This is a genomic window from Pedobacter rhizosphaerae (genome assembly GCF_900111155.1).
Taxonomy (GTDB): Bacteria; Bacteroidota; Bacteroidia; order Sphingobacteriales; family Sphingobacteriaceae; genus Pedobacter; species Pedobacter rhizosphaerae.
In genome coordinates this window covers 26,246-47,557 of the sequence record NZ_FOGG01000016.1, presented here as the reverse complement: position 1 = coordinate 47,557, position 21,312 = coordinate 26,246, and the positions used below count along the sequence as shown (strand labels likewise).

Genomic DNA, 21,312 nt, shown 5'->3' with positions numbered 1-21,312 from the left:
TGAAGCACATCCATCAAATATGAGTTTAGGTACATCCGAAAACAAATACGAACTCGTTTCAGGACTGGAGATACACGTCCAGCTGAATACGAACACTAAAATCTTTTCTGCAGATAGCGCATCTTTTGGAGCATTACCTAACCAAAATATTTCTACAGTTTCTCTGGCTTTGCCTGGGGCCTTACCTAAATTAAATAAGGAGGTTGTAGCAAAAGCCATACGTATTGGGTTGGCTTTAAATTGCACGATTAACCAAACCAATCATTTCGATCGTAAAAATTATTTCTACGCTGATCTTCCAAAGGGATATCAGATTACGCAAGACAATCAGCCCATTTGTATAAATGGCTTTCTGGAGATAGAACTTTCAGATGGAAGTACCAAGAAAATCGGTATCAATAGGATTCATTTGGAGGAGGATGCCGGAAAAAGCATACACGATCAGGATGACAACTATTCGCTTGTTGATTTAAACAGAGCCGGTGTTCCGCTGATTGAGATCGTAACGGAGCCGGATATCAGAAGTGCAGAAGAAGCATCAGTACTTTTGGCTGAAATCCGTAAGCTTGTTAGGCACCTCAATGTAAGCGATGGCAATATGGAAGAGGGGAGTTTGCGTTGCGATGCCAATATATCGGTGCGTAAACACGGCGAAACGGCTTTCGGAACGAGATGTGAGGTAAAAAACCTCAATTCTATGCGAAATGTAAGAAGAGCCGTAGATTTTGAATTTAGCCGTCAGGTAGAAGTAATTGAAGCTGGAGACAAAATTATTCAAAGCACACTTAACTTTGATGCAGAAAAAGGGACCACTTCGCCCATGCGTACAAAGGAAGAAGCAAATGATTACCGTTATTTCTCAGATCCTGATTTGCAACCCATCTATATTTCAGATGATTGGCTAGCCCAAATCAAATCGGCTATGCCGGCTTTGCCAAATGAAATTTCTAAGCAATTAGTAGCAGAATTTGGTATTAGCAAGGCTGATGCAACCTTATTTGCAGAAGATCTCGATTTACTGGGTTATTTCAATCAGGCACTCGACCTGGTAGCGAATAAGAAAACGCTAATCAACTGGTTAATTGGTCCTGTAAGGGCTTTGCTAAATGAAAAGAATATTTCGATTGCTGAATTTGCCGTTACACCAACTCAATTGGCTGAAACCATTAATTTAGTTGATCAAAAGAAACTCACACAACAGATTGCCATACAGCAACTACTTCCAGCACTTGAGAAAGATCAGCGTTTAAAGGCCTCAGAATTAGCGCAGTCTTTGAATCTTTTAATTTCTGAAAACGGAGACGAGTTGACCACTTTTATTGATGAAGTGTTAAATAAATATCCACAACAGGTAGAAGCATATAAAAAAGGTAAAAAAGGCGTTTTAGGCTTGTTTGTAGGCGATGTAATGAAACTCGCCAAGGGAAAAGCAGATGCTAAGAAATTAAACGAACTGATACTTGAAAAATTAAAATAAGAAAGCTCTGGGTCATCAGCCATTGTCTACCTATACCATAAAAAATATACACATGAAACTTAAATCATTAAGCTTAATATTGCTAGTTGCAATAGCCTTTACTGCTTGTAAACCCAAAGATAGCTTTGTTATTGATGGAAAATTTGAAAACCCAGGAACAGAGAAAAAAGTATTTCTTTATGGCATGCAGAACAGCAACATGGTGGCTATCGATTCTACAAATCTTTCAGAAAAGGGAGAGTTTAAATTCATTAGAAAGACTCCTTCAGTAGATTTCTTCAGGGTTTCTGCCGGTAATCACGAATTTATGCTTATTGCGAAAAACGGTGATGCCATTAAGCTGGAAGCCGACTTAGCCGATAAAACACTGGCTTACAAAATCTCAGGTGCGAACGAAGTGGAGAAACTTTCAGAACTGAATACCATTAGAAATGATTTTGCAAAGCAGGCCGAAAAACTTCAGGCAGAATTAGAGTCTAAAGTTGCAAGCCAACCTCAAAACAGAAGTGCCATTTTAGAACAGCTGAAACCCCAGTACGAATCGTATATTAATCAGCTTAATGAGAAAATATTAAAATTTGCCAAGGATAATAAAGGTACTTTGGCTAGTTTTTACGCTATGAATACCCTTAGTCCGCAAGAGTTTGAAGCGGAGTTAGTGAAGTTTAGCGATGAGATCAAGGAAGATATTAAAGGAAACGCTACCGTTGATACATTCGTAAAACAAATGGCGCTGTTAAAAACGGTTCAGGTGGGGCAACCCGCTCCAGGATTTACCATCAATACTGCAGAAGGAAAACCTGTTAGTTTATCAGATTATAAAGGTAAATATGTGCTCGTTGATTTCTGGGCTTCCTGGTGCCAGCCATGTCGCCAGGAAAATCCTAATGTTGTTAAAGTATACAATAAGTATAAAACTAAGAATTTCGATATTCTGGGCATTTCATTAGATACCGATAAGGCAGCCTGGTTAGGAGCTATAAAAGCGGATGCTTTAACCTGGACACACACCAGTGAACTAAAAGATTTTAATGGCGAAACGGTTAGAAAATATCAGGTTCAGGCTATTCCGACTTCTTATCTGATTGATCCCAATGGTAAAATCGCAGCCAAAAACCTTCGTGGAGACCAGCTGGATGCGTTTCTAGCCAAAACGTTACGTTAAAACAAAATGAATGTTAAACTAATCTAATCGGTTAACAATTTCTTAACTTAGGCTTAACCAATAATTACATCAGAGACACTACTTTCGTAACAAATATTTAACTATGAATAACGCAGGTCAAAAAATTTTAATTGTCGACGATGAACCAGATATCCTGGAACTGATTGAGTACAATCTAAAGAAAGAAGGATATCAAGTGTTTTTAGCATCAAATGGCCAGGAAGGTATCAGCGTAGCAAAGAAGGTGCACCCGGATCTGATTATTTTAGATATCATGATGCCTAAAATGGACGGAATTGAGGCTTGCAGATTGATGCGTGCCATTCCAGAATTTAAGAATACGTTTATGGTATTTTTAACTGCCAGAAGTGAAGAATACTCAGAAATTGCTGGTTTTAATGTTGGCGCCGATGATTATATAGCCAAACCTATTAAACCGAGAGCTTTAGTTAGCCGTATCAATGCTATTTTGCGTAGAAACACAGGAACGGAAGAAGTATCTGAAAATAAGTTGGAAATAGGCGATTTAGTAATTGATAGAGAAGCTTATTTGGTATTTCAGGCTGGGCAAAAGGTAGTATTAGCCAAGAAAGAATTTGAACTACTATATCTTTTGGCATCCAAACCCGGAAAAGTTTACACCCGCGAGTCTATCCTTAAAAATATCTGGGAAGACTCAGTAGTGGTAACCAACAGAACGATTGATGTACACATCAGAAAGTTGCGCGAGAAATTAGGTGAAACTTATGTATCAACGGTTAAGGGTGTTGGGTATAAGTTTGAACTGTCTTAAATACCATTAAAAAAATATAAATGCCTCAGGATTCTATCCCTGGGGCATTTTGTTTTAGGGCATCTTCCAGAATTGACTTCAACCTAATAAAATAAATTGTATTTTTGCAGCTCATTAATCACATTACATATTGAAGTTCCCAAATTTTAAAGATCTTATCCTTTTCGAAGACAACGATTATATTGTTGTAAACAAACCTCCATTTCTGGCTTCTTTAGATGAGCGTACTGCTCCCGGAGAAATTAATGTACTCAGATTGGCACGTCAGTACACGGAAGACGCACAGGTTTGCCACCGGCTAGACAAAGAGACTTCTGGAGCATTAATTATTGCTAAAAATTCAGATGCTTATCGCAATGCATCTATCCAGTTCGAAAAGAGAAAGGTGAGCAAAACCTATCATGCTGTTGTTGATGGACATGTTATTTTCGACGACCTGTTGGTTGATCTTCCCATTTTAAATGCTGGGAACAAGAATGTAACTATAGACAGGGCAGAGGGAAAAAAGGCCGAAACGATCTTTAATTCACTTAAATATTATAAACATTACACCCTGGTAGAATGTAAACCCATCACCGGAAGAATGCACCAAATCCGCATTCACTTAGCTACTCAAAAGGCAGCTATTGTAGGCGATGATATGTATAAAGGTAAGCCGGTGTTTCTTTCATCCATTAAGAGAGGGTTTAAGCTGACCAAGGGAGAAGAAGAACAGCCTATTATGAAGCGTTTTGCGCTGCATGCCAGGCATCTTGTATTTAAAGGTTTAGATGGAAATGATATTGTAATTGAAGCGCCATACCCAAAGGACTTTGCCACATTAATTAAGCTTTTGGATAAATTTGATGCCTAGAGAAATCAACTAGGAATCAATTTCTTTAATATTAAAATCATTGCGCTCAGTTAATCTTCGATATCATGTACATCAGATTTGTAAATTACCTGGATGCTGTAAATCAATACAGAAAATCCAAAGTATCAAACCGTAATTTCTTAATCATTTTGGCTGTGGTGGTGGGAATACTGGCAGGCTTGGCTGCCGCAGTACTCAAAAGCCTCACGCATCATATCGAAGAATTCCTGCAATCAGACTGGCATTGGAAATATAAATACTATTTATACCTGTTTTTTCCGCTAATTGGTATTTTTCTCACGGTACTTTATGTGAAGTACTTTATCCGGAAAAGTAAATTTGAAACAGGCCTGACACCATTACTGTATGCCATTTCTAAAAAATCGAGTAGGGTTGAGCCTCACAATATATATTCTCAGGTTATTACCGCAGCTGTAACTGTAGGCTTTGGTGGCTCTACCGGCTTGGAGGCACCTATTGTAACCAGTGGCTCGGCCATTGGATCAAACCTAGGCCGGATGCTCGGACTTTCGTACCGTGAAATTACAATGTTGGTTGCTTGCGGTGCAGCCGCAGGGATTGCAGGCGCTTTTAATAGTCCTATTGCCGGAATTGTCTTCGCCATCGAAATTCTTCTTCCTGAATTTACGATTCCAGCTTTTATTCCGCTACTACTTTCTGCTGCAACGGCTGCTGTAGTAGCCAGACTTTTTTATACGCAACAGTTATTTTTCCTGGTTACAGAAGGCTGGAAGGTGAATGCACTGGCATACTATGTAGTTTTAGCTCTACTAATTGGCCTATTCTCCATCTACTTTACCAAAGCCAACTATGCCATTAAAGGTTTTTTTTACAAGGTTAAACACCCTTATGCTAAAGTTATAGTTGGCGGAATTTTGTTAGGCGGGATGGTTTTCTTATTCCCAACCCTTTATGGAGAGGGCTACATCACCATTAAAAGTCTCTTACGCGGCGATTATTTAGCCGTAATAGACAACAGTATATTTGCCGATTATAATCAAATTCCTGCTTTGGTTATTCTTTTTACCGTGGTAACTATTTTTGCCAAGTCTATTGCAACGCTGGTTACTTTGGGCGCAGGAGGGAATGGAGGAACCTTTGCCCCAAGTTTGATTATGGGCGGATTGATTGGTTTTATCTTTTCTTATACGGTAAATCTATCAGGTATTGCTCAGCTTAATACGGCTAACTTTATTGTTGCAGGCATGGCCGCTGCCCTGAGCGCTATCATGCATGCGCCATTAACAGGTATCTTTTTAATTGCCGAAATAACCGGTGGATATGTGCTGATGGTACCATTAATGATTACTTCAGCAATTTCTTATGCGATAAACAGAGGAGTGCAGAAACATTCAATTTATACTAAAGCTTTAGCGGATAAGGGCGAACTGCTCTCTCATGAAGATAAAGACACCACCGTGTTGAATCAAATGAAATTAAAGTATTTAATAGAGAAAAACCACATTCAACTGCGCATGAATGATTTGCTATTTCTTAAAATGAATGAGATCTTAAAATCTCATAAAAATATCTGCGCAGTAACCGATGAAACCGGTGATTTTAAGGGTGTAATTTATGTAGAAGAGTTGTTCAGGGAAATGATGCAGATTGAAGAGAGAGAAAACATTACAGCTCAGCACCTTGTGCAGCCTGCACCAGCTATTGTGTACGAAAACGAAGACCTGAAACTGGTATTGCAAAAAATGGAGCAAAACAATGTTTGGTTGCTTCCGGTGGTAACCGACCAGAATATTTATAAAGGTTTCATTTCTAAAACTGCCGTTTTTAATAAATACAGAGCTCTATTAATGCGCCAGGCAGATTACATGAATTAAAATCTGAAAAAATAAAAAGAGGCTGCATCATTATTATTCAGTGTCCTGAAAGATGTAAAATGGGATAAGTATGTCGAAACTTTCTTGAATCTAGTTTCTTGATCCCTTCTACAAGCTCAGGATGGTAAATACTTGCTGACACATCCTCCTTTTTTATGTTACGCTCCTATTCAGCTCTTTTTAGGCCAAATTTTTCTATTTTACTGTATAAGTGACTGCGTTGGATATCAATTTCATCGGCTGTTTTAGATACATTCCAATTGTTTTTTTCCAATTTGAACTTAATAAACTCACGCTCCGCATGATCCTTGTAGTCCTGGAAATTATTAAAACTATCAAAGGTTGATGATAGGCTAGAACCTCCGTTATTGGCTATTTGAGATGCAGTAGCCGAACCAATATTCGTTCCTCCACCAGGATTGGCAAAGGCTCTTACATCATGTTCGGTAATTACCTTATCGCTTAAAATAATCAGGCGTTCTATCATGTTGTGTAACTCTCTCACATTACCTGTCCAAGGTAAAGCTTGTAAAGCAGACATTCCCGCATCATTAATCTTCTTCACAGGCATACCATAATCGCCACAAATATTCTCTAAAAAGTTTTGTGCAATTACAGGAATATCGTCAACACGCTCAGTTAAATGAGGTACATGAATATTGATAACATTTAATCGGTGGTACAAATCCATACGGAAATTACCGTCTTCAATTTCTTTTAATAAATCTTTATTGGTAGCCGCCAGTACGCGAACATTAACCTCGATCTCTTTTTCGCCACCTACACGGGTAATTTTATGCTCCTGTAAAGCCCTTAATACTTTAGCTTGGGCAGATAAGCTCATATCCCCAATCTCATCTAAGAAAAGTGTGCCACCATTGGCCAGCTCAAATTTACCAATACGCTGCTTTACCGCAGAGGTAAAAGAACCTTTTTCGTGACCAAACAGTTCACTCTCAATGAGTTCTGATGGTATTGCGGCGCAGTTTACCTCAATTAAAGGGCTTTCAGATCGATTAGACTTTTCATGCAACCAACGTGCAACCAACTCTTTACCAGATCCATTTGCGCCAGTAATTAATACCCTGGCTTCAGTTGGAGCCACACGCTCTATAGTTTCTTTAATTTTGGAAATGCTATCAGATCCACCTAAAATCTCTCTGGTTTTACTGGCCTTACGTTTTAAAACTTTAGTTTCAGTAACTAAGGTACCTCTATCTAATGCATTTCGAACTGTAATTAATAAACGATTTAAATCAGGTGGTTTGGAGATAAAATCAAATGCCCCTTTTTTACTGGCCTCAACTGCTGTTTCTACAGTACCATGGCCAGAGATCATAATAAATGGAAGATCGGGCTTGATAACCTGAGCCTGCTCAAGCACCTCTAAACCGTCCATCTTATTCATCTTAATATCGCAAAGTACTAAGTCGAAGTTTTCCTTTTTGATCATCTCTAATCCATCGATACCGTTGTCAATGTCTTCAACATCGTAATTCTCGTATTCCAGGATCTCGCGAAGGGTACTCCTTATCGCCCGCTCATCATCAATTATTAATAGTTTGGCCATTAGTTTTATATGATTCTAATTTGAAATGCTAATATATTATTTTTTAATTAATGTATAGTTTTTTATACAATTTATAAGCTATAAACGAGAAAAGGGGAGAAAGGTTTTAAGAAAAGGTAGAATAAAAAAATGCAGGTCTATAAGCCGGGTTCTGTGTTCCGTAAACGGAATTTCTATCATTAATCCACTATAAATGTTGCCATTTATCTCTAACGACCTACCCACTAACATCGGACGGGCAGCCCTACATGCGTTAGCCTATTTGGTCTTTCAACTCTCGGGGTTTACAAACCATTACAGTCACCTGTAATGCTCGTGCGCTCTTACCGCACGTTTTCACCCTTACTCCGATAAATCGAAGCGGTATATTCTCTGTTGCACTATTCCGTAATTCAGGTTTTCAATCCTAAATCCCTTTCCGTTAGAAAGCGAGATGCCCTGTGTTGCCCGGACTTTCCTCTCTCTCGATTTTACTCGAAACAGCGATAGAACAACCTGCATTTTCCGCAAAGATGGTTTTTTTTAATGAATAAATAACACAGATAGACGTTTTTTACTAAAAAGCCATCACAATTACGCTCACCTTTATCGCTTTGTGTCATTATGGTGATATCGATGTTAAAAGGTATTAGCGGTGTGATACAATCAGAGCAGCAATAAGGCAGGAGTGGAGTACTACACAATAGAATCCATTTTCCATCACACCATCTTACATTTATTTACACTTTCCTAACTCCTTAGCCACTTGATGATAGGAAGAAAATCCCTGGTTGTTACCAAACGAATTTGTGATGAAAACCTTAACCTGAGCCACTTCAATATCAGTCAATTCAGGAAAGCCAGGCATTTTTTCTTTGTAGGTTTTATCTAATATGGAAATTTCTTCGTTTAAACCATTCTTGATTATACAGGCTAAACGGGCTTTATTGTTTTTCAGAAAAACGCTATCTGTTAATGGAGGAGCCAATTGACCTAATCCTTCACCATTTTCTCCGTGGCAGTTTTGACATTTAGCCTTGTAAATATCTTTGCCACTGGATAGATAGTTCTGTAAATCGATAGTTTCCTGATTTTGACAAGATGCTATTATTCCAGCAATGGAGAAGATAAAAACAGATCTGATTATGTGTCGGCGCATTTGTGTTTCTTTAAGAAGATATTACCCCAGCAATCTTAAAAGACAAGATTGCTGGGGGATGGAGATTTATTTTTTATACTCTGCCAATAATAATGGAATATCCTGTTTAAGCTTTTCAACTTCTTCTGGTTTTGTTCCATCGTATGCACCTCTAATGTGTTTGTCCTTATCGATAAGTACCAGGTACCCCTGATGAATATAACCATCTTTTGCTGTACTATCTTCACCAACAGCAACCAGGTAGCTTTTTTCTGCTAAGGTATATACACTGTCTTTTGAGCCATAAAGGAACAACCATTTCGGTCCGTCTACACCCAGTTTTTGAGCGTATTTTTTTAGGACCGAGGGCTTATCATATTTAAAATCAATCGTGTGGGATACAAACGACACATCAGGATTCGTTTTAAATTCGTTATACACACCCATTAAATTGCGGTGCATGGTAGGACAAATGGTGGTACAGGAAGTAAAGAAGAAATCTGCCACATACACCTTACCATCTGTACTCTTATTGGTCGTAACCACACTGTCTTGATTTAAAAATGACCAGTTGGGAATGGTTTGATATACTGTATCTATTTTTTCAACTCCAGCGGCATCTCTTACCGTTTCGGCATGTCTTTCACCATAATAAGGGAGTTTTTTATTTTGAGTACAGGAGGAGAGTAATGCAACAACTAGCAAACAGCTTGCAATGGAAAAAATGATTTTATTCATAATGTGATTTTAAATTGTAAATATACGACCTCTGCCGGGCTGAAGGTAATTAATTATGGTAATGTTACTTTATATAGTTATTCCCGCAGATTAAAGAGATTCTTTTTTTAATCTGCGGGAAACAAACTAGTGTTGATGTTGATGCACCCCGTTCTGATCTTTTAAAGGGATAACCTGATGACTTTTTAGCGCCGAATCAGATGCTCTGATGACGTTAATATACTCGTCTTCAACAGCACGAATTTTGATCATCTGTGATTTATAATACGCCATATCATCTTCAGCCGTTTTACCCTTAAAATCAGCCTTAAAAAAATGCATCCAATCCATCATTTTCTCATCCGCTTGATTAAGTCTTGAAATTAAATCAGCTAATTTCGACGAGTCGGGCAATGATTTTGCCTTTTCATTCAATAATATGGTATCTAGCTGCATTTTGTTTCGCATCAGCTTCTGTCCGTCAACCATTAGCTTATCATGTATATTTAGCACTTCCTTGCGGATCGCCTTTGCATCTGGCTCCGTATTGCAGGCCACTAGTATTGAAATTACAATCGGAAGCAAACCTGCATTAATATTAAATCTTTTCATATGGTATTAAAAATTATAAGTAACTCCTAAATAAACTCTTCCGGCACTCATTGGATGATCCGTTTTAGCTTCCCAGATGTTTTTTTGAATGCCTGCATTTAAGGCAATGTTCTTGTAAAAAACATCAATTCCGGCACCGCCCATTAAATTATTCATCACATGTTCGCCTGTTTTTTGCCCTTTGTATTTTTCTCCACCAGAATATTCGTAGAAAAATTGCGCAGAAGGCATTAGCTGAACATCCTTGCCAATACTTTGTACATAAAAGATATTTAAGAAGCTTGTGGTACTATTGGCAATACCTTCATCCCGGCTATTTTTGCCATTTACTTTATAAGAGGTATTTAAGCTCGCACCGAATTTACCTAAACCTACCATATAATTCAGGTAAACAAAGGCATCAGTACTTCCTGTACCGCCCTGCATTAAAGATGAATAACGAATGCCCTCATTGTTTTTAAAATCATTCTTACCTGTAGGAAGCTTTATTCCTGCACCTGCAATAAGCTGCTGTTTAAAATTATCCTCGAGCTTTTGAACCACATGGTATCCCGCATATAGATTTACATCTCCAAGTCCGGAAATAGAAGAGGTGTATCCATTATACCTCTCACTATTAGCTACATAGGGTAAAATGGCATTTATTTCCAGTCTGCTATTGATGAAATATTTACCTCTTATTTCCAATGAGCGATAGAGCTCATAATCGTCGGGATTTCCTGCGTGGTTGGTAATTGGAGAATTCTGACTTCTTGCCGGGATAAAGAATTTCCCTCCATTTGGAAATAAGGAATGAGCTTGTCCTTCGTATCCACTAAAGGAACGATATCGATACAATAAGCTGATACTATTACGATTATAGTAGGGCGTAATTCCCATAAAACAACCGCAAATATCGCAGGCAAATGCCTGGCTACCCACCAAAACCAGCAGTAGGGTAAGCCATTTACGATTCACTATATAATGTATTTTTAATAAATTCATGATCTGTTAATGTTTTTAAGAATGCTTTGATCTGTTCCTTTTCGAGCGTATTTAGCGGGATGCCATTTTTGAGTAAGGGATCCAGATTGCTGGCAGGCTTTACGCCAGAATTGTAGTGTTCTAATACTTCATCTAAACTATAGAAACGACCATCATGCATATAAGGGGAAGTATATTCAATATTTCTCAATGTAGGCACTCGAAATTTGCCAAAATCGGTTGCTACCCCGGTAATGTGCGAACGACCTTCGTCTGCGCTCTGTACATCAAGGCCATTACTTCGATATGAAAAATCGGTGAAAAATGGCTCCGTATGACAGGACGCGCATTTATCTTTAAATAAATTGTAACCAGCCAATTCAGTACTTGTAAATGCGGCTGAGTTCTCTTTTCTTACAACCTGATCGTATTTAGAATTCCCTGAAACTAAAACACCAGTAAATTGAGCGAGTGATTTTAAAATCAGCTGGGAATTGATATCTGTTGTTCCAAATGCCTTTTGAAATAATTCGGGATAGGGGGCAGTTTGCTTTAAAAAAGCAATTACTGTTGCAATATCAGTCCTCATCTCGCAGGTATCGGTAAAGGCGTTAAGCGGAGAAGTTTCCAGGTTCTTCACACCACCATCCCAAAAAAAGGCTTTTTGCCAGGCCAAATTAAAAAGTGGCGGGGCATTGCGCTTACCTTGACAATTTTCTACTCCATGGCTAACCTTATGATCCAGGTTGGCAAAAGCGGCGAATTGCTGGTGACAACTTCCACAGGAAACGCTTTTATCTGCCGATAAGCGTGCATCATAGAACAGTTTTTTGCCCAAGGCAAAACCCGCATTTGTTAGCTTATTATCTTCGAAATGATATGCTGGCGCAGGAAAATTAGCAGGAACACGAAAGGCAATATTCACATCTGCCGGTACTTCGTTGTCCTGGTTTTTACTGCAAGCATACATCATCGCAATACACAAACAGAGTACTGCGATGATATAAGTTTTCTTCAGCATTAATTATGAATATGATCTAACCTGAACATACCATTTGCATAGTTATCTGCAACCAATACCGAGTTTGCACCCCCCATGGTAAAATTTAAAGTACCAAAATTAATGTTGGTTTTTCCGGTAAAGAGGGCACCTGCATTGACGATAAAGTGCATATTGGGTTTTCCATCAGCTCTAACCCTCAATGGATTAGCCGCATTAATGTCTGTAGCAAAGGTTCTAATGGTATTGTTGGGATCAACCACACCACCAATGTGAAAGGTAAGTAAGTTATTCGCCGCTTTAGATTGAGGTGAAGTCCCTTCTAGTTTCACAAAAATATAACCACTGTTCCAGGTCCAGAACATGCCATTAATAGGATCTAGCGCTCCCGTTTGTGCGCCTGCAAAGTTTCTGGCATAATCTACACCAATAGTATATTCAATTTTAGTATAATCACCTGCAGGAACGTCGTTTAACGTAATATGAGTGCTTTCACTTTTCGAGGCATCAATGAGGAAATAGCTCTCGGGAATGGCATAGCTACTACCATCGGCTTTGCTCAATTTGATATTGCTTACATAATATTTGAAAACATTGATTTTAAAATCATCGCCATTGGCATTTTTATAAGTTGCTGTGTTAAGAACCAAAGGACTACCACTTACCTGGTTCTCAAATTCAATGGTAAAGCTGGATTTAGTATCGGGGCTAATCTCATCGTTACTTTTTTTGCAAGAAGAGAATAATATAATAGGGCATAGGCATGCCAGTAGATAGTATGAAAATTTCATGGTTAAAATGGTCTTAGTAATAAAATAGTTATTGGCTGTTTTGGCAGATTAAGCTATCTGCGGGGCAAATAGCGCACAAATATTTACAGTTGTATGTAGATACAACGGCAATAACAGCAAGAAAATCTTAAATAAACTAAGCCGTTTTAGGCGGATGAAATATTGAAATGGAAAGATCCTTAACCGGCTTTTCCAAATAGCCATTAGGCATGTTGATGATAAAAGAAGGAATTTGATGATTAATTGCTATCTGTTGAAACTGTGGTTCAGCCTCGATAACTCTTTTTAACTGATCTTGTACCTGTTTGTTTTTACTATCCAGATCTTTCAGCTTCCTTGCTAAGAAACATTGTCCATCGCAATGCAATTCCGGATGCTCTTTATTGATACAAAATACACTGGTAATGTATTCCTTATTCATTTGATATCCTGAATATATAACCAACTGCATAGCACCATTAGAAACGGTAGCCATAATTAGAAAATATATCAGAATTCTTTTAAACATGTGCGATTGCCTGCAAAAGTATTAAAGAATATCAAGAATAAAAACATTTCATACAGGATATTTAAATAAGTGATCTAATTCCTGCCCGCCAAACCCTGCATAGAGTACATTAAATCTAAATTCTTTTGCTTTATCACCTCTGGCTCTTTACAACATTAAACTAGTTTTAGATTTCCCTGTTTAAATAGAAGGACCTATATTTAAACTTCCATAATGAAACATATATTTTTATTTCTATTTTTCTTGAGTACAAAACTCTGCCTTGCTCAAAATTCAAAATTAGATTTCATCGGGCACTGGACTTTTAATGATGGGTATGTAGATTATACATTAGATATCGGCAAACCTGTAAACGGTAAGTATCCTTGTATTATGGATGCGGAGGGCATCCAAGCTTCCTATCAGATAAAATGCTCGGCAATCCTCAAAGAAAATACCTTAAATATTTACTATATCAATGTTTTAGAAGGAACGTTGTTAAACGAAAAGAGGATAGATAAATCTAAACCCATTCTAAATCTAACCGCCAAAGGAAGCAAGATTGTATCTTACTGGAAGCAGATTTACAATAACTTAAACACAAATGGGGAGGGAGAGGTTACCTTTAAAAAAGCTAGTCAATAAGCACTGAGTTTTTTGCTATGTTAGTTTAAACCATGGTTTAGATTGTAACAGCCCTGTTGGAAATATGCATTTAAAATCATATTTCTTACTTTGCTGTACACAAAAACCTGAAACCTATGAAACTAATTAAAGCACTGGCCATTGCGATGGCTTTTTCCGCTTGCTCTAAAAAAGAAGAAATTAAAGAACCTGATACATTTAACCATGCAAACTGGACCAGAATAGAAATTGAGAATGGCAAGGAAGCGCACGCGGCGTTTGGCAATATCGACGACACTTTAATTCTTTCTTCAAAAACCAGTATTTATCAAACCACAAACCAAGGAAAAACCTGGCACAAAACACAACAGCATAATCAACCCACCTACGGATTTTTAGCTGTAAAGGATAGTTTATTTGCACTGACTGCTGCTTACTCAGACGATCTGATTTCTCCAAAAATAGCCAGATATGCTGATTTTTTTAGTTTAGATAAAGGGCAAACCTGGTTATATGCAGATCAGTATAAGGTAAGTAAAAAGAGAGAACAGGAATACGCTGTGGCCAGCTTGAAAAATTTGACTGTAAAAGTAAAAGAACATATCCAACATTTTAGGGGCTCTAATTTGGTATTAAAAAGTACCATTGAAATCAGCAATGGTCAAAATTTTAATAAAACCTTATCACTGCCTTTTGATAATCAGATTAATAATGTAAGCATTGATTCTAAAGGCAGGCTATATGTTTCTGCATCAAGTGCTATATATGATAAAAATACAAGCAGATATTTAAAAGAGGAAGAGGGCCAACCAGCAATTTTATATGTTTCTAAAAAGAACATAGAACAATTGATAATCGAATAGCTAGGGCAAAAAAAAGCCTTCTGAAGATTTTCAGAAGGCTTTCACAAATGTTATTTACGATTAATATAAAGTAAATTCTACACGACGGTTTTGTTGACGTCCAGCTGCAGTTTTATTGGTTGCAATTGGTTGATCAGGACCGTAGCCAGTTGCCTCAATTCTTGATGCATTAGCCCCTTGAGACACTAAATAAGCTTTTACTGATTCAGCTCTGTCTTTAGATAAACGTAAGTTTAACTCTCTACCGCCAGTATTATCAGTATGACCAGCTAATTTCAAGCTAAAGTTTTTCTCTACTAGTAATGCTGCAACGCGATTTAAGGTAGCATAAGATTTAGAACGGATAGTTGACTTACCTAAATCGAACTCTAAGTTAGAAATAGCATCTCTTACCACTTTGCGATCTGCCTCAGTAACTACAACTTTGGTTTCTTTAACAACTTCTCTTTGTACTTTGATTGGGCAACCTGAACCATCAACAACAGTTCCAGAAGCTGTTCCCGGACATTTATCAAATTTGTTCGCTACACCATCATTATCATCATCGCCCATATCTTTAGCGTATTGATCTCTGTCTCTTTGTGCATTTTGCTCTGCTGTAGATAAAGCTCTTCTTAATTCAGAACTTTCTTCGGCGCTTTGTTTACGCAAATCGGCCAATGAGCTGTAGTTTTGTAATTGTGGTTTTTCCTTGCTTCCAATTGCAAATTCTAAACCAGCATGTGCGTAAGCAAACTTATCATTTGTAGGTCCGTTGAAACCATCAAATTTGGCAGATTTAACAAAGTTAACATCGTAACCAAAATCTAAGTTGATTCCTTTAGCTACGCCCAATTTAAATCCGGCACCCACTGGAATAAACCAGCCATCTCTGTAAAAACCCTGATCATTTGTAGCAGGAGAAGTTGTAGCTCCAGACGACAAGTAACCAGCACCTGCTTTTAAGTAAGGGATTAAAATCGCATTCTCATTGTTGATGTTTACGTTGGCTACGTTCCAAACCGCACTTAAAGCACCAGACCACTGGATATTGGTTTTGTAACCTGTATTGGCGATAAATCCACCCGCTCCGTTAGAAGCTCTTAATTCTTCCACCTTACCTGCTAAGAAATCAGCCTGAATACCCAGTGATGGTAAAATTTGTTTTTTAACGTAACCACCATAACCGATGTGTTCAACCGGTGTTTCAAATGCATGGTTAGAATTTCCAAATATTGTTCTTGGCGTTAATAAACCGCCGTGCACACCAACCGACCAGGTTCTAAAAACTTTAGGAGAAAAACGACCGGTTGTCGTTGAAGTTTCCTGTGCAAATAACTGTGATGATAAACCTAATAAAGCAATCAACATTGTTGATTTAGTAATTTTCGAATTCATTTTCTTTTGTATTTTGTAGATATAACCTCTAAACAGCGTTTATATGATTCTGTTTAGCTTCGACTAAGAAAAAATCTTGCCAAAGACAGGAAAAACACTACAAATACCATGTAATCAGATCATTATAATATCAAATTTATCTTACAAAAAAGTTACCTTAAATGAGTGAAGGGCCGAAAAATTGTACTGTATACTGTACAAAACAGCGCGCCACTTTTATTTTGAACTTGGATTTTTCTTCTCAGCCAACAACAAATCAACTGTTTTTTTGACTCTGTTTTGCCTCGTTTTCTCTTGCTTTGCACTCAAAATCCAAAGCACATATTCTTTCCTGTTGGTATAGGATAAGCTGGAGAAATGATCCAGCGCATTCGGATGATCAATTAATGCTTCTTGGAGATCAGCGGGAAGCCTGACTGTTTTGGAATCAGGGTCTATGAATTCGCCAAATGGGTTAGCTTTTATATGTTCATTTCTCATGCCTGAAGGCTTTATGGCTGAAATCAATTTCAACCGTAAGGCAGTCCAGGTTTCATCAACTGCTGCAGATGCACATGGCGACAAGCCGAAGGTGCTGAGTTCTTCCCAGCTATTCATTAATGCTAAGTCTGTACTTATTTTGGAAGATTTCTTCGGAAAGAAAACCCAGAACACGGTTTTCAATGAAATGAGAGGTAAATTCCTTTTTAGTTGCTGATGAAGTACCTCCTTACTTTTTGCGAAGATAATTAGTGCATCTATCTCATCGGCTTCAGCATAGGTAAATTGAATTTCCACTGGAATTTCACCAAAGATATTCGCTGCATTTCCCGGCGCATTTTCAACTCTTACCTTAAAATTTGATTTGATCTGAAGTTTCTTTAAAAAGGAATTTACCATGAAGCAATCTTTATAACCTTAATTTCGCAAAGAAATCCCAAAGCACTATACCGGCAGATATTACAATATTGAACGAATGTTTAGTTCCAAATTGAGGAATTTCAATACACTCATCTATCTTCGCCATTACTTCGTCACTCACGCCATCAACCTCATTACCGAATATTAAAGCATATTTTTTAGTAACATCGGGCGTAAAAATATTGAGCATGGTACTGTTTTGAGCTTGCTCTATGGCAACAATCTCGTAACCTGAAGTGCGTAAATCATCAACAGCACTTACTGTATCGGCATAGTGTACCCAATCTACCGACTGTGTAGCACCTAAAGCTGTTTTTTCTATTTCACGGTGCGGTGGTTGAGCGGTAATTCCACAAAGTATCACCTTCTCCAGTGCAAATCCATCTGCAGTACGGAAAACCGATCCAACATTATGCATACTTCGCACATTATCTAAAACCACCACAACCGGTAATTTTTCCTGAGCTTTAAATTCTGCTATATCTGGTCGATTTAATTCTTCTAGTTTTAATTTCTTCATGCTATTCCAGTCATACAATAAGGAGTAAGGTAATTACTTCCATATTTTAACATATCTATAATTTTGTTGGTCCGTTTCCTATTTCGCTGATATAGATGGCTGCATAATAACCTATTCTTTCGAAATAATAGTCAGATAGCTGCTTGGCAAAATCCTCTTCAGATCCTTTTTTAAGTAATGCCATTGCACAACCACCAAAACCAGCTCCTGTCATCCGAGCGCCAATAACAGGTTCGTAATTGATGCAAAAATCTACAATCGTATCCAATTCCTTTCCGCTTACTTCGTATAAATCTTTTAGTGATTCGTGTGAGGCATACATTAAACGTCCGAATTCCTGGAGTTGTCCATTATTTAAGGCCTTAGCAGCCAGGTGAACCCGATCATTTTCTTTTATCACATGAGTAGCTCTTTTCAGAATCGTTTCATCTTGAATTAAATGGCTATGAAGCGCAAACTTCTCAAAAGTAAGTTCACACAGGTTGTGTAGTGAAATTTCTTCGTTAAGCAACTTTAAAGCTGTTTGACATTCGGCCACCCGTTCGTTGTACTTTGATTCTGCCAGTGCCCTTGGTTTATTTGTATTAATAATGGCCAATACATAATCGCCTAAATCCATTTCCACCAGTTTGCTCTTCAGCGTATCGCAGTCCAGTACAATGGCTTTGTCTTTTTCACCGAAGGCAACGGCATATTGATCCATAATTCCAGAATTCACACCAATAAACTCATTTTCAACCCGCTTAGCCATTTTTACCAATTGCAGTTTATCATAGCCCAAAGCAAGAAAATCATTAAGCGCGAAGGCTGTTGCAATCTCAATAGAGGCAGAAGAAGACAGGCCAGATCCAATAGGAACATTGCCATAATACAACATATCTAAAGTTGGAATTTGATGCCCATCATTAATCATTTCATTAATAATTCCAACAGGATAATTAAACCAAAAGCCTTGGTTTTTATTTTGAATCTCGGCTGGCTTCATCTCGCCATGCTCATCAAAATTTAAACTTTTAAATCTGATTTTGCCTTCCTGATTTGGGCTGAGGGTTAGCCATGTTCCCATGGTGATGGCACAGGGCATTACTAAGCCACCGTTATAATCAATATGCTCACCAATTAGGTTTACGCGTCCGGGAGCAAAGTAGGTTGCCACGGCATTCTGATTAAATAACTGTGCAAATTTCTCTTCGAGGTTAAACTTCATTTAGCTTAAAAAATGTTTATAAAAGCAAACAATAATGTTATGTTTGTTTGGGAAACAAAAGCCCTAAGTTACAATTTATGAAAGTAAAGCAAACACCTACAGGTAATATTATTGACGGCAACGAAGTTGTTGCTATTGAACTCACCAATAACAAAGGCACTTACGTTAAAATATTTAATTACGGCGCAATCATTAATAAGTTCGTGGTTAAAAACGCAAAAGGAGAGATGCAGGATATTGTATTGGGTTTCGACACCTTTGAAGAATATCTGAGTGAAGAATATTTAAAAAATGGTGCTTATTTAGGTGCTGTGGTGGGCAGATATGCTAATCGAATTAAAAATGGAAGATTTACCATTGACGGTGAAACTTATCAAGTAGCCCAGAACGCTGGCCCTGATGCTTTGCACGGCGGAATTGAAGGTTTCGATAAAAAGGTATGGGAAGTGATAGATACTACTGAACAACCTCAGGCCGCTGTTACGCTGTCTTATGAAAGTCCTGATGGTGAAGAAAATTACCCTGGAAACTTAATTGTTGATTTAACATTTGAGCTTACCGATAATGATGAGCTAATATTAACTTACGAAGCGGAGACAGATCAGGCTACGGCTATTAATTTAACGCACCATGGTTACTTCAACTTAAATCCAAATGGAGGAAGCATTGCCAATCATGTTCAGCAAATATTTGCAAGTAACTATTTGGAGCAAGACGACAACTATTCGGTAACAGGTAAGCTTATTCCCGTTCAAGGTACAGCACTGGATTTTACTGTAGCAAAAGAGATTGGAAAAGACTGGAATCCCGAAGAAGGTTATGACCAGACTTTTGTTTTAGATAAAACTTATGGCGATCTAACTTTAGCCACTAAAACATTTGAGCCCGAAAGTGGTTTAACATTAAGCGTGTATACTACCGAACCTGTAGCTCATTTATATACGGCTAAGTATTTAAGTGTAAAAAATGGTAAAGGAGGGAAGGATTACAATGGTTACGATGCTTTTTGTGTAGAAACTCAACATCATCCTAACGCAATAAACATTCCTGAATTTCCTTCTACTATCTTACAGCCAGAAGATTTATATACACAAACCACCATTTATAAGGTTTCTAACCAATAAGATTATGTTTAAAGTTGATGATATTAAAGCAGCAGAATCAAAGATTAAAAGCGGGGCAGATTTTCCCGAATTTATCAAAACGCTTAAGTCTTTTGGGATAAAGCGCAACGATGTTTACGTGACCAACGGTTTATCTGTATATTTTGGCGATGATCAAACGGAACAGGTTAGCCCTGACGAATACCCTGACTTGCTTATCAATGAAGAATCATCGGCAGATAAATTAAAGCATGCCTTAAAAATTCATCAGCGTGGCGAAACTGATTTCGCTACCTTTTGCAAGCAAGCTGCAGATGCGGGAGTAGAAAAGTGGGTTGTAGATTTAGAAAACATGACCTGCAGCTATTTAGATAGTGAACAAAAGGAATTGGTTTTAGAACACATCACCGAAGTTTAGAACGCATTGCCGAAGTTTTCTAAACTTCGGCAATGCGGCTTAATACAGTCTTAATCGCTTCATCTACAACCTTATTTGGCTCCTTGCTAAACTCAAAGTTTACGCGACTAGCCAATATAGCATTAACAGACAAAGCCTGATGGCCTAAAACCTTTGCAAGCGCATATATACCGGCAGTTTCCATCTCTAAGTTGGTGATCCTGTTTTGATTGCTCCTGAAACTGTTGATTAAACCGATAAAATCAGGAACTGAATTTTTAGCACGCACTATCCGGCCTTGTGGAGCGTAAAATCCAGGGGCTGTAATCGTTATTCCTTTTGCCATATCCTTACCTATAGTATTTAATAATTTATCGCTGGCAGCAGTTAAGTATGGATTAATATGCTTTAGATGGGCAAAATGAGATTTAATATCGTCTAGCAGCAAACGTTCATCTCCAGATAATTCATGCACATAGTAATTCATCAGTGCATCCATGCCTAAGCCATAAGCAGAAGCTAAAATTGTTCCCATGGGTACATCGGCTTGTACAGCTCCAGAGGTACCAATACGGATAATATTTAAGCTGGTTAGGTTCTTTTTAATCTCCCGGGTTTGAAAATCAATATTAACCAACGCATCTAATTCATTAAATACAATATCGATATTATCCGTTCCTATGCCGGTAGAAAGTACAGTTATCCTTTTTTGACCTAAGTAACCAGTGTGGGTTATAAACTCTCGCTTACCTTTTTTGAGCTCAATACGATCGAAGTATTTACTCACCTCGCTAACCCTGTCCGGATCACCAACAGTAATAATGGTATCGGCTATATCTTCAGGTAACAAGTTCAGATGGTAAATGGTGCCATCTGGATTGATAATCAAATCACTCTCTGATATCTTCATATGGGTTTTG

Annotated in this window: 22 protein-coding genes and 1 other RNA gene; 9 read left to right on the top strand and 14 right to left on the bottom strand. The window is 37.9% G+C overall.

Annotated elements, in window-relative coordinates; all coding sequences use genetic code 11:
• Nucleotides 1–19 precede the first annotated feature (19 nt).
• From gatB to BMX11_RS13890, 5 genes are all read left to right on the top strand, one after another.
• The gene (gatB, locus tag BMX11_RS13910) at nucleotides 20–1,477 is read left to right on the top strand and encodes an Asp-tRNA(Asn)/Glu-tRNA(Gln) amidotransferase subunit GatB (RefSeq protein ID WP_090885260.1); all 1,458 of its coding nucleotides are present in this window, start codon (nucleotides 20–22) and stop codon (nucleotides 1,475–1,477) included.
• Nucleotides 1,478–1,529: 52 nt separating this feature from the next.
• Complete coding sequence (locus tag BMX11_RS13905) at nucleotides 1,530–2,642, top strand: TlpA disulfide reductase family protein (RefSeq protein WP_090885258.1); 1,113 nt, start codon at nucleotides 1,530–1,532, stop codon at nucleotides 2,640–2,642.
• A 103-nt stretch (nucleotides 2,643–2,745) separates the two neighbouring features.
• On the top strand, nucleotides 2,746–3,435 hold the full coding sequence (locus tag BMX11_RS13900) for a response regulator transcription factor (protein WP_090885256.1): 690 nt from the start codon (nucleotides 2,746–2,748) through the stop codon (nucleotides 3,433–3,435).
• A 130-nt stretch (nucleotides 3,436–3,565) separates the two neighbouring features.
• A complete protein-coding gene (locus BMX11_RS13895; RefSeq protein WP_090885254.1) occupies nucleotides 3,566–4,288 on the top strand; it encodes an RluA family pseudouridine synthase in 723 nt (240 codons plus the stop codon).
• Between the two features lie 65 nt (nucleotides 4,289–4,353).
• On the top strand, nucleotides 4,354–6,144 hold the full coding sequence (locus tag BMX11_RS13890; RefSeq protein ID WP_090885252.1) for a chloride channel protein: 1,791 nt from the start codon (nucleotides 4,354–4,356) through the stop codon (nucleotides 6,142–6,144).
• Nucleotides 6,145–6,310: 166 nt separating this feature from the next.
• Here BMX11_RS13890 and BMX11_RS13885 read toward each other — a convergent pair whose 3' ends face one another.
• From BMX11_RS13885 to BMX11_RS13845, 9 genes are all read right to left on the bottom strand, one after another.
• A complete protein-coding gene (locus BMX11_RS13885; protein ID WP_090885250.1) occupies nucleotides 6,311–7,714 on the bottom strand; it encodes a sigma-54-dependent transcriptional regulator in 1,404 nt (467 codons plus the stop codon).
• Between the two features lie 124 nt (nucleotides 7,715–7,838).
• An RNA gene (rnpB, locus tag BMX11_RS13880) (RNase P RNA component class A) lies at nucleotides 7,839–8,216 on the bottom strand.
• 213 nt (nucleotides 8,217–8,429) lie between these two features.
• A complete protein-coding gene (locus BMX11_RS13875) occupies nucleotides 8,430–8,852 on the bottom strand; it encodes a c-type cytochrome (protein WP_090885248.1) in 423 nt (140 codons plus the stop codon).
• A gap of 66 nt (nucleotides 8,853–8,918) precedes the next feature.
• The gene (locus tag BMX11_RS13870) at nucleotides 8,919–9,569 is read right to left on the bottom strand and encodes an SCO family protein (protein WP_090885246.1); all 651 of its coding nucleotides are present in this window, start codon (nucleotides 9,567–9,569) and stop codon (nucleotides 8,919–8,921) included.
• Nucleotides 9,570–9,695: 126 nt separating this feature from the next.
• The gene (locus tag BMX11_RS13865) at nucleotides 9,696–10,160 is read right to left on the bottom strand and encodes a hypothetical protein (RefSeq protein WP_090885244.1); all 465 of its coding nucleotides are present in this window, start codon (nucleotides 10,158–10,160) and stop codon (nucleotides 9,696–9,698) included.
• Nucleotides 10,161–10,166: 6 nt separating this feature from the next.
• Nucleotides 10,167–11,144: a transporter gene (locus tag BMX11_RS13860; protein WP_090885242.1), complete on the bottom strand. Its 978-nt coding sequence runs from the start codon at nucleotides 11,142–11,144 to the stop codon at nucleotides 10,167–10,169.
• Nucleotides 11,107–12,144, bottom strand: a complete 1,038-nt coding sequence (locus BMX11_RS13855) for a cytochrome-c peroxidase (protein WP_245738671.1) — start codon at nucleotides 12,142–12,144, stop codon at nucleotides 11,107–11,109. The genes BMX11_RS13860 and BMX11_RS13855 overlap by 38 nt, the downstream gene beginning before the upstream one ends.
• On the bottom strand, nucleotides 12,144–12,914 hold the full coding sequence (locus tag BMX11_RS13850; RefSeq protein ID WP_090885240.1) for an MbnP family protein: 771 nt from the start codon (nucleotides 12,912–12,914) through the stop codon (nucleotides 12,144–12,146). Before BMX11_RS13850 ends, BMX11_RS13855 begins: the two co-directional genes overlap by 1 nt.
• Nucleotides 12,915–13,050: 136 nt before the next feature.
• Entirely contained in the window at nucleotides 13,051–13,422 is a 372-nt protein-coding gene (locus tag BMX11_RS13845; RefSeq protein WP_090885237.1) for a hypothetical protein, read from the bottom strand.
• A gap of 213 nt (nucleotides 13,423–13,635) precedes the next feature.
• On the opposite strand from BMX11_RS13845, the gene BMX11_RS13840 reads away from it, so the two are divergent.
• Together BMX11_RS13840 and BMX11_RS13835 are read left to right on the top strand one after the other, a co-directional pair.
• Nucleotides 13,636–14,046, top strand: coding sequence for a DUF5991 domain-containing protein (locus tag BMX11_RS13840; RefSeq protein WP_090885236.1), 411 nt, complete (start codon nucleotides 13,636–13,638; stop codon nucleotides 14,044–14,046).
• Between the two features lie 116 nt (nucleotides 14,047–14,162).
• On the top strand, nucleotides 14,163–14,888 hold the full coding sequence (locus tag BMX11_RS13835) for a hypothetical protein (RefSeq protein ID WP_090885235.1): 726 nt from the start codon (nucleotides 14,163–14,165) through the stop codon (nucleotides 14,886–14,888).
• A gap of 60 nt (nucleotides 14,889–14,948) precedes the next feature.
• Here the strand turns inward: BMX11_RS13835 and BMX11_RS13830 are convergent, their stop codons facing one another.
• The 4 genes from BMX11_RS13830 to BMX11_RS13815 form a co-directional block, all read right to left on the bottom strand.
• A complete protein-coding gene (locus BMX11_RS13830; RefSeq protein ID WP_090885234.1) occupies nucleotides 14,949–16,265 on the bottom strand; it encodes an OmpA family protein in 1,317 nt (438 codons plus the stop codon).
• A 216-nt stretch (nucleotides 16,266–16,481) separates the two neighbouring features.
• On the bottom strand, nucleotides 16,482–17,144 hold the full coding sequence (locus tag BMX11_RS13825; protein ID WP_090885233.1) for a YdeI/OmpD-associated family protein: 663 nt from the start codon (nucleotides 17,142–17,144) through the stop codon (nucleotides 16,482–16,484).
• 10 nt (nucleotides 17,145–17,154) lie between these two features.
• The gene (locus BMX11_RS13820; RefSeq protein ID WP_090885232.1) at nucleotides 17,155–17,685 is read right to left on the bottom strand and encodes an RNA methyltransferase; all 531 of its coding nucleotides are present in this window, start codon (nucleotides 17,683–17,685) and stop codon (nucleotides 17,155–17,157) included.
• 55 nt (nucleotides 17,686–17,740) lie between these two features.
• Nucleotides 17,741–18,892 (bottom strand): galactokinase, encoded by a 1,152-nt coding sequence (locus BMX11_RS13815; RefSeq protein WP_090885231.1) that lies wholly within the window; start codon nucleotides 18,890–18,892, stop codon nucleotides 17,741–17,743.
• A 77-nt stretch (nucleotides 18,893–18,969) separates the two neighbouring features.
• On the opposite strand from BMX11_RS13815, the gene BMX11_RS13810 reads away from it, so the two are divergent.
• Nucleotides 18,970–20,016, top strand: a complete 1,047-nt coding sequence (locus BMX11_RS13810) for an aldose epimerase family protein (protein WP_090885230.1) — start codon at nucleotides 18,970–18,972, stop codon at nucleotides 20,014–20,016.
• Nucleotides 20,017–20,020: 4 nt separating this feature from the next.
• Nucleotides 20,021–20,413 carry a DUF1398 domain-containing protein gene (locus BMX11_RS13805; protein WP_090885229.1) on the top strand — a complete coding sequence of 131 codons (393 nt, stop codon included), beginning with the start codon at nucleotides 20,021–20,023 and terminating at the stop codon, nucleotides 20,411–20,413.
• 19 nt (nucleotides 20,414–20,432) lie between these two features.
• Here the strand turns inward: BMX11_RS13805 and BMX11_RS13800 are convergent, their stop codons facing one another.
• Nucleotides 20,433–21,302 (bottom strand): nucleoside phosphorylase, encoded by an 870-nt coding sequence (locus BMX11_RS13800; protein ID WP_090885227.1) that lies wholly within the window; start codon nucleotides 21,300–21,302, stop codon nucleotides 20,433–20,435.
• Between the last annotated feature and the right edge of the window lie 10 nt (nucleotides 21,303–21,312).

Coding starts and splice junctions, on each gene's coding strand:
- BMX11_RS13855 (WP_245738671.1), bottom strand. CDS start 12,144: ATGCTGAAGAAAACTTATATCATCGCAGTACTCTGTTTGTGTATTGCG.
- BMX11_RS13865 (WP_090885244.1), bottom strand. CDS start 10,160: ATGAAAAGATTTAATATTAATGCAGGTTTGCTTCCGATTGTAATTTCA.
- BMX11_RS13905 (WP_090885258.1), top strand. CDS start 1,530: ATGAAACTTAAATCATTAAGCTTAATATTGCTAGTTGCAATAGCCTTT.
- BMX11_RS13800 (WP_090885227.1), bottom strand. CDS start 21,302: ATGAAGATATCAGAGAGTGATTTGATTATCAATCCAGATGGCACCATT.
- BMX11_RS13885 (WP_090885250.1), bottom strand. CDS start 7,714: ATGGCCAAACTATTAATAATTGATGATGAGCGGGCGATAAGGAGTACC.
- BMX11_RS13870 (WP_090885246.1), bottom strand. CDS start 9,569: ATGAATAAAATCATTTTTTCCATTGCAAGCTGTTTGCTAGTTGTTGCA.
- BMX11_RS13805 (WP_090885229.1), top strand. CDS start 20,021: ATGTTTAAAGTTGATGATATTAAAGCAGCAGAATCAAAGATTAAAAGC.
- BMX11_RS13890 (WP_090885252.1), top strand. CDS start 4,354: ATGTACATCAGATTTGTAAATTACCTGGATGCTGTAAATCAATACAGA.
- BMX11_RS13840 (WP_090885236.1), top strand. CDS start 13,636: ATGAAACATATATTTTTATTTCTATTTTTCTTGAGTACAAAACTCTGC.
- gatB (WP_090885260.1), top strand. CDS start 20: ATGAGTTTAGGTACATCCGAAAACAAATACGAACTCGTTTCAGGACTG.
- BMX11_RS13835 (WP_090885235.1), top strand. CDS start 14,163: ATGAAACTAATTAAAGCACTGGCCATTGCGATGGCTTTTTCCGCTTGC.
- BMX11_RS13820 (WP_090885232.1), bottom strand. CDS start 17,685: ATGAAGAAATTAAAACTAGAAGAATTAAATCGACCAGATATAGCAGAA.
- BMX11_RS13825 (WP_090885233.1), bottom strand. CDS start 17,144: ATGGTAAATTCCTTTTTAAAGAAACTTCAGATCAAATCAAATTTTAAG.
- BMX11_RS13810 (WP_090885230.1), top strand. CDS start 18,970: ATGAAAGTAAAGCAAACACCTACAGGTAATATTATTGACGGCAACGAA.
- BMX11_RS13830 (WP_090885234.1), bottom strand. CDS start 16,265: ATGAATTCGAAAATTACTAAATCAACAATGTTGATTGCTTTATTAGGT.
- BMX11_RS13875 (WP_090885248.1), bottom strand. CDS start 8,852: ATGCGCCGACACATAATCAGATCTGTTTTTATCTTCTCCATTGCTGGA.
- BMX11_RS13860 (WP_090885242.1), bottom strand. CDS start 11,144: ATGAATTTATTAAAAATACATTATATAGTGAATCGTAAATGGCTTACC.
- BMX11_RS13850 (WP_090885240.1), bottom strand. CDS start 12,914: ATGAAATTTTCATACTATCTACTGGCATGCCTATGCCCTATTATATTA.
- BMX11_RS13845 (WP_090885237.1), bottom strand. CDS start 13,422: ATGTTTAAAAGAATTCTGATATATTTTCTAATTATGGCTACCGTTTCT.
- BMX11_RS13815 (WP_090885231.1), bottom strand. CDS start 18,892: ATGAAGTTTAACCTCGAAGAGAAATTTGCACAGTTATTTAATCAGAAT.
- BMX11_RS13900 (WP_090885256.1), top strand. CDS start 2,746: ATGAATAACGCAGGTCAAAAAATTTTAATTGTCGACGATGAACCAGAT.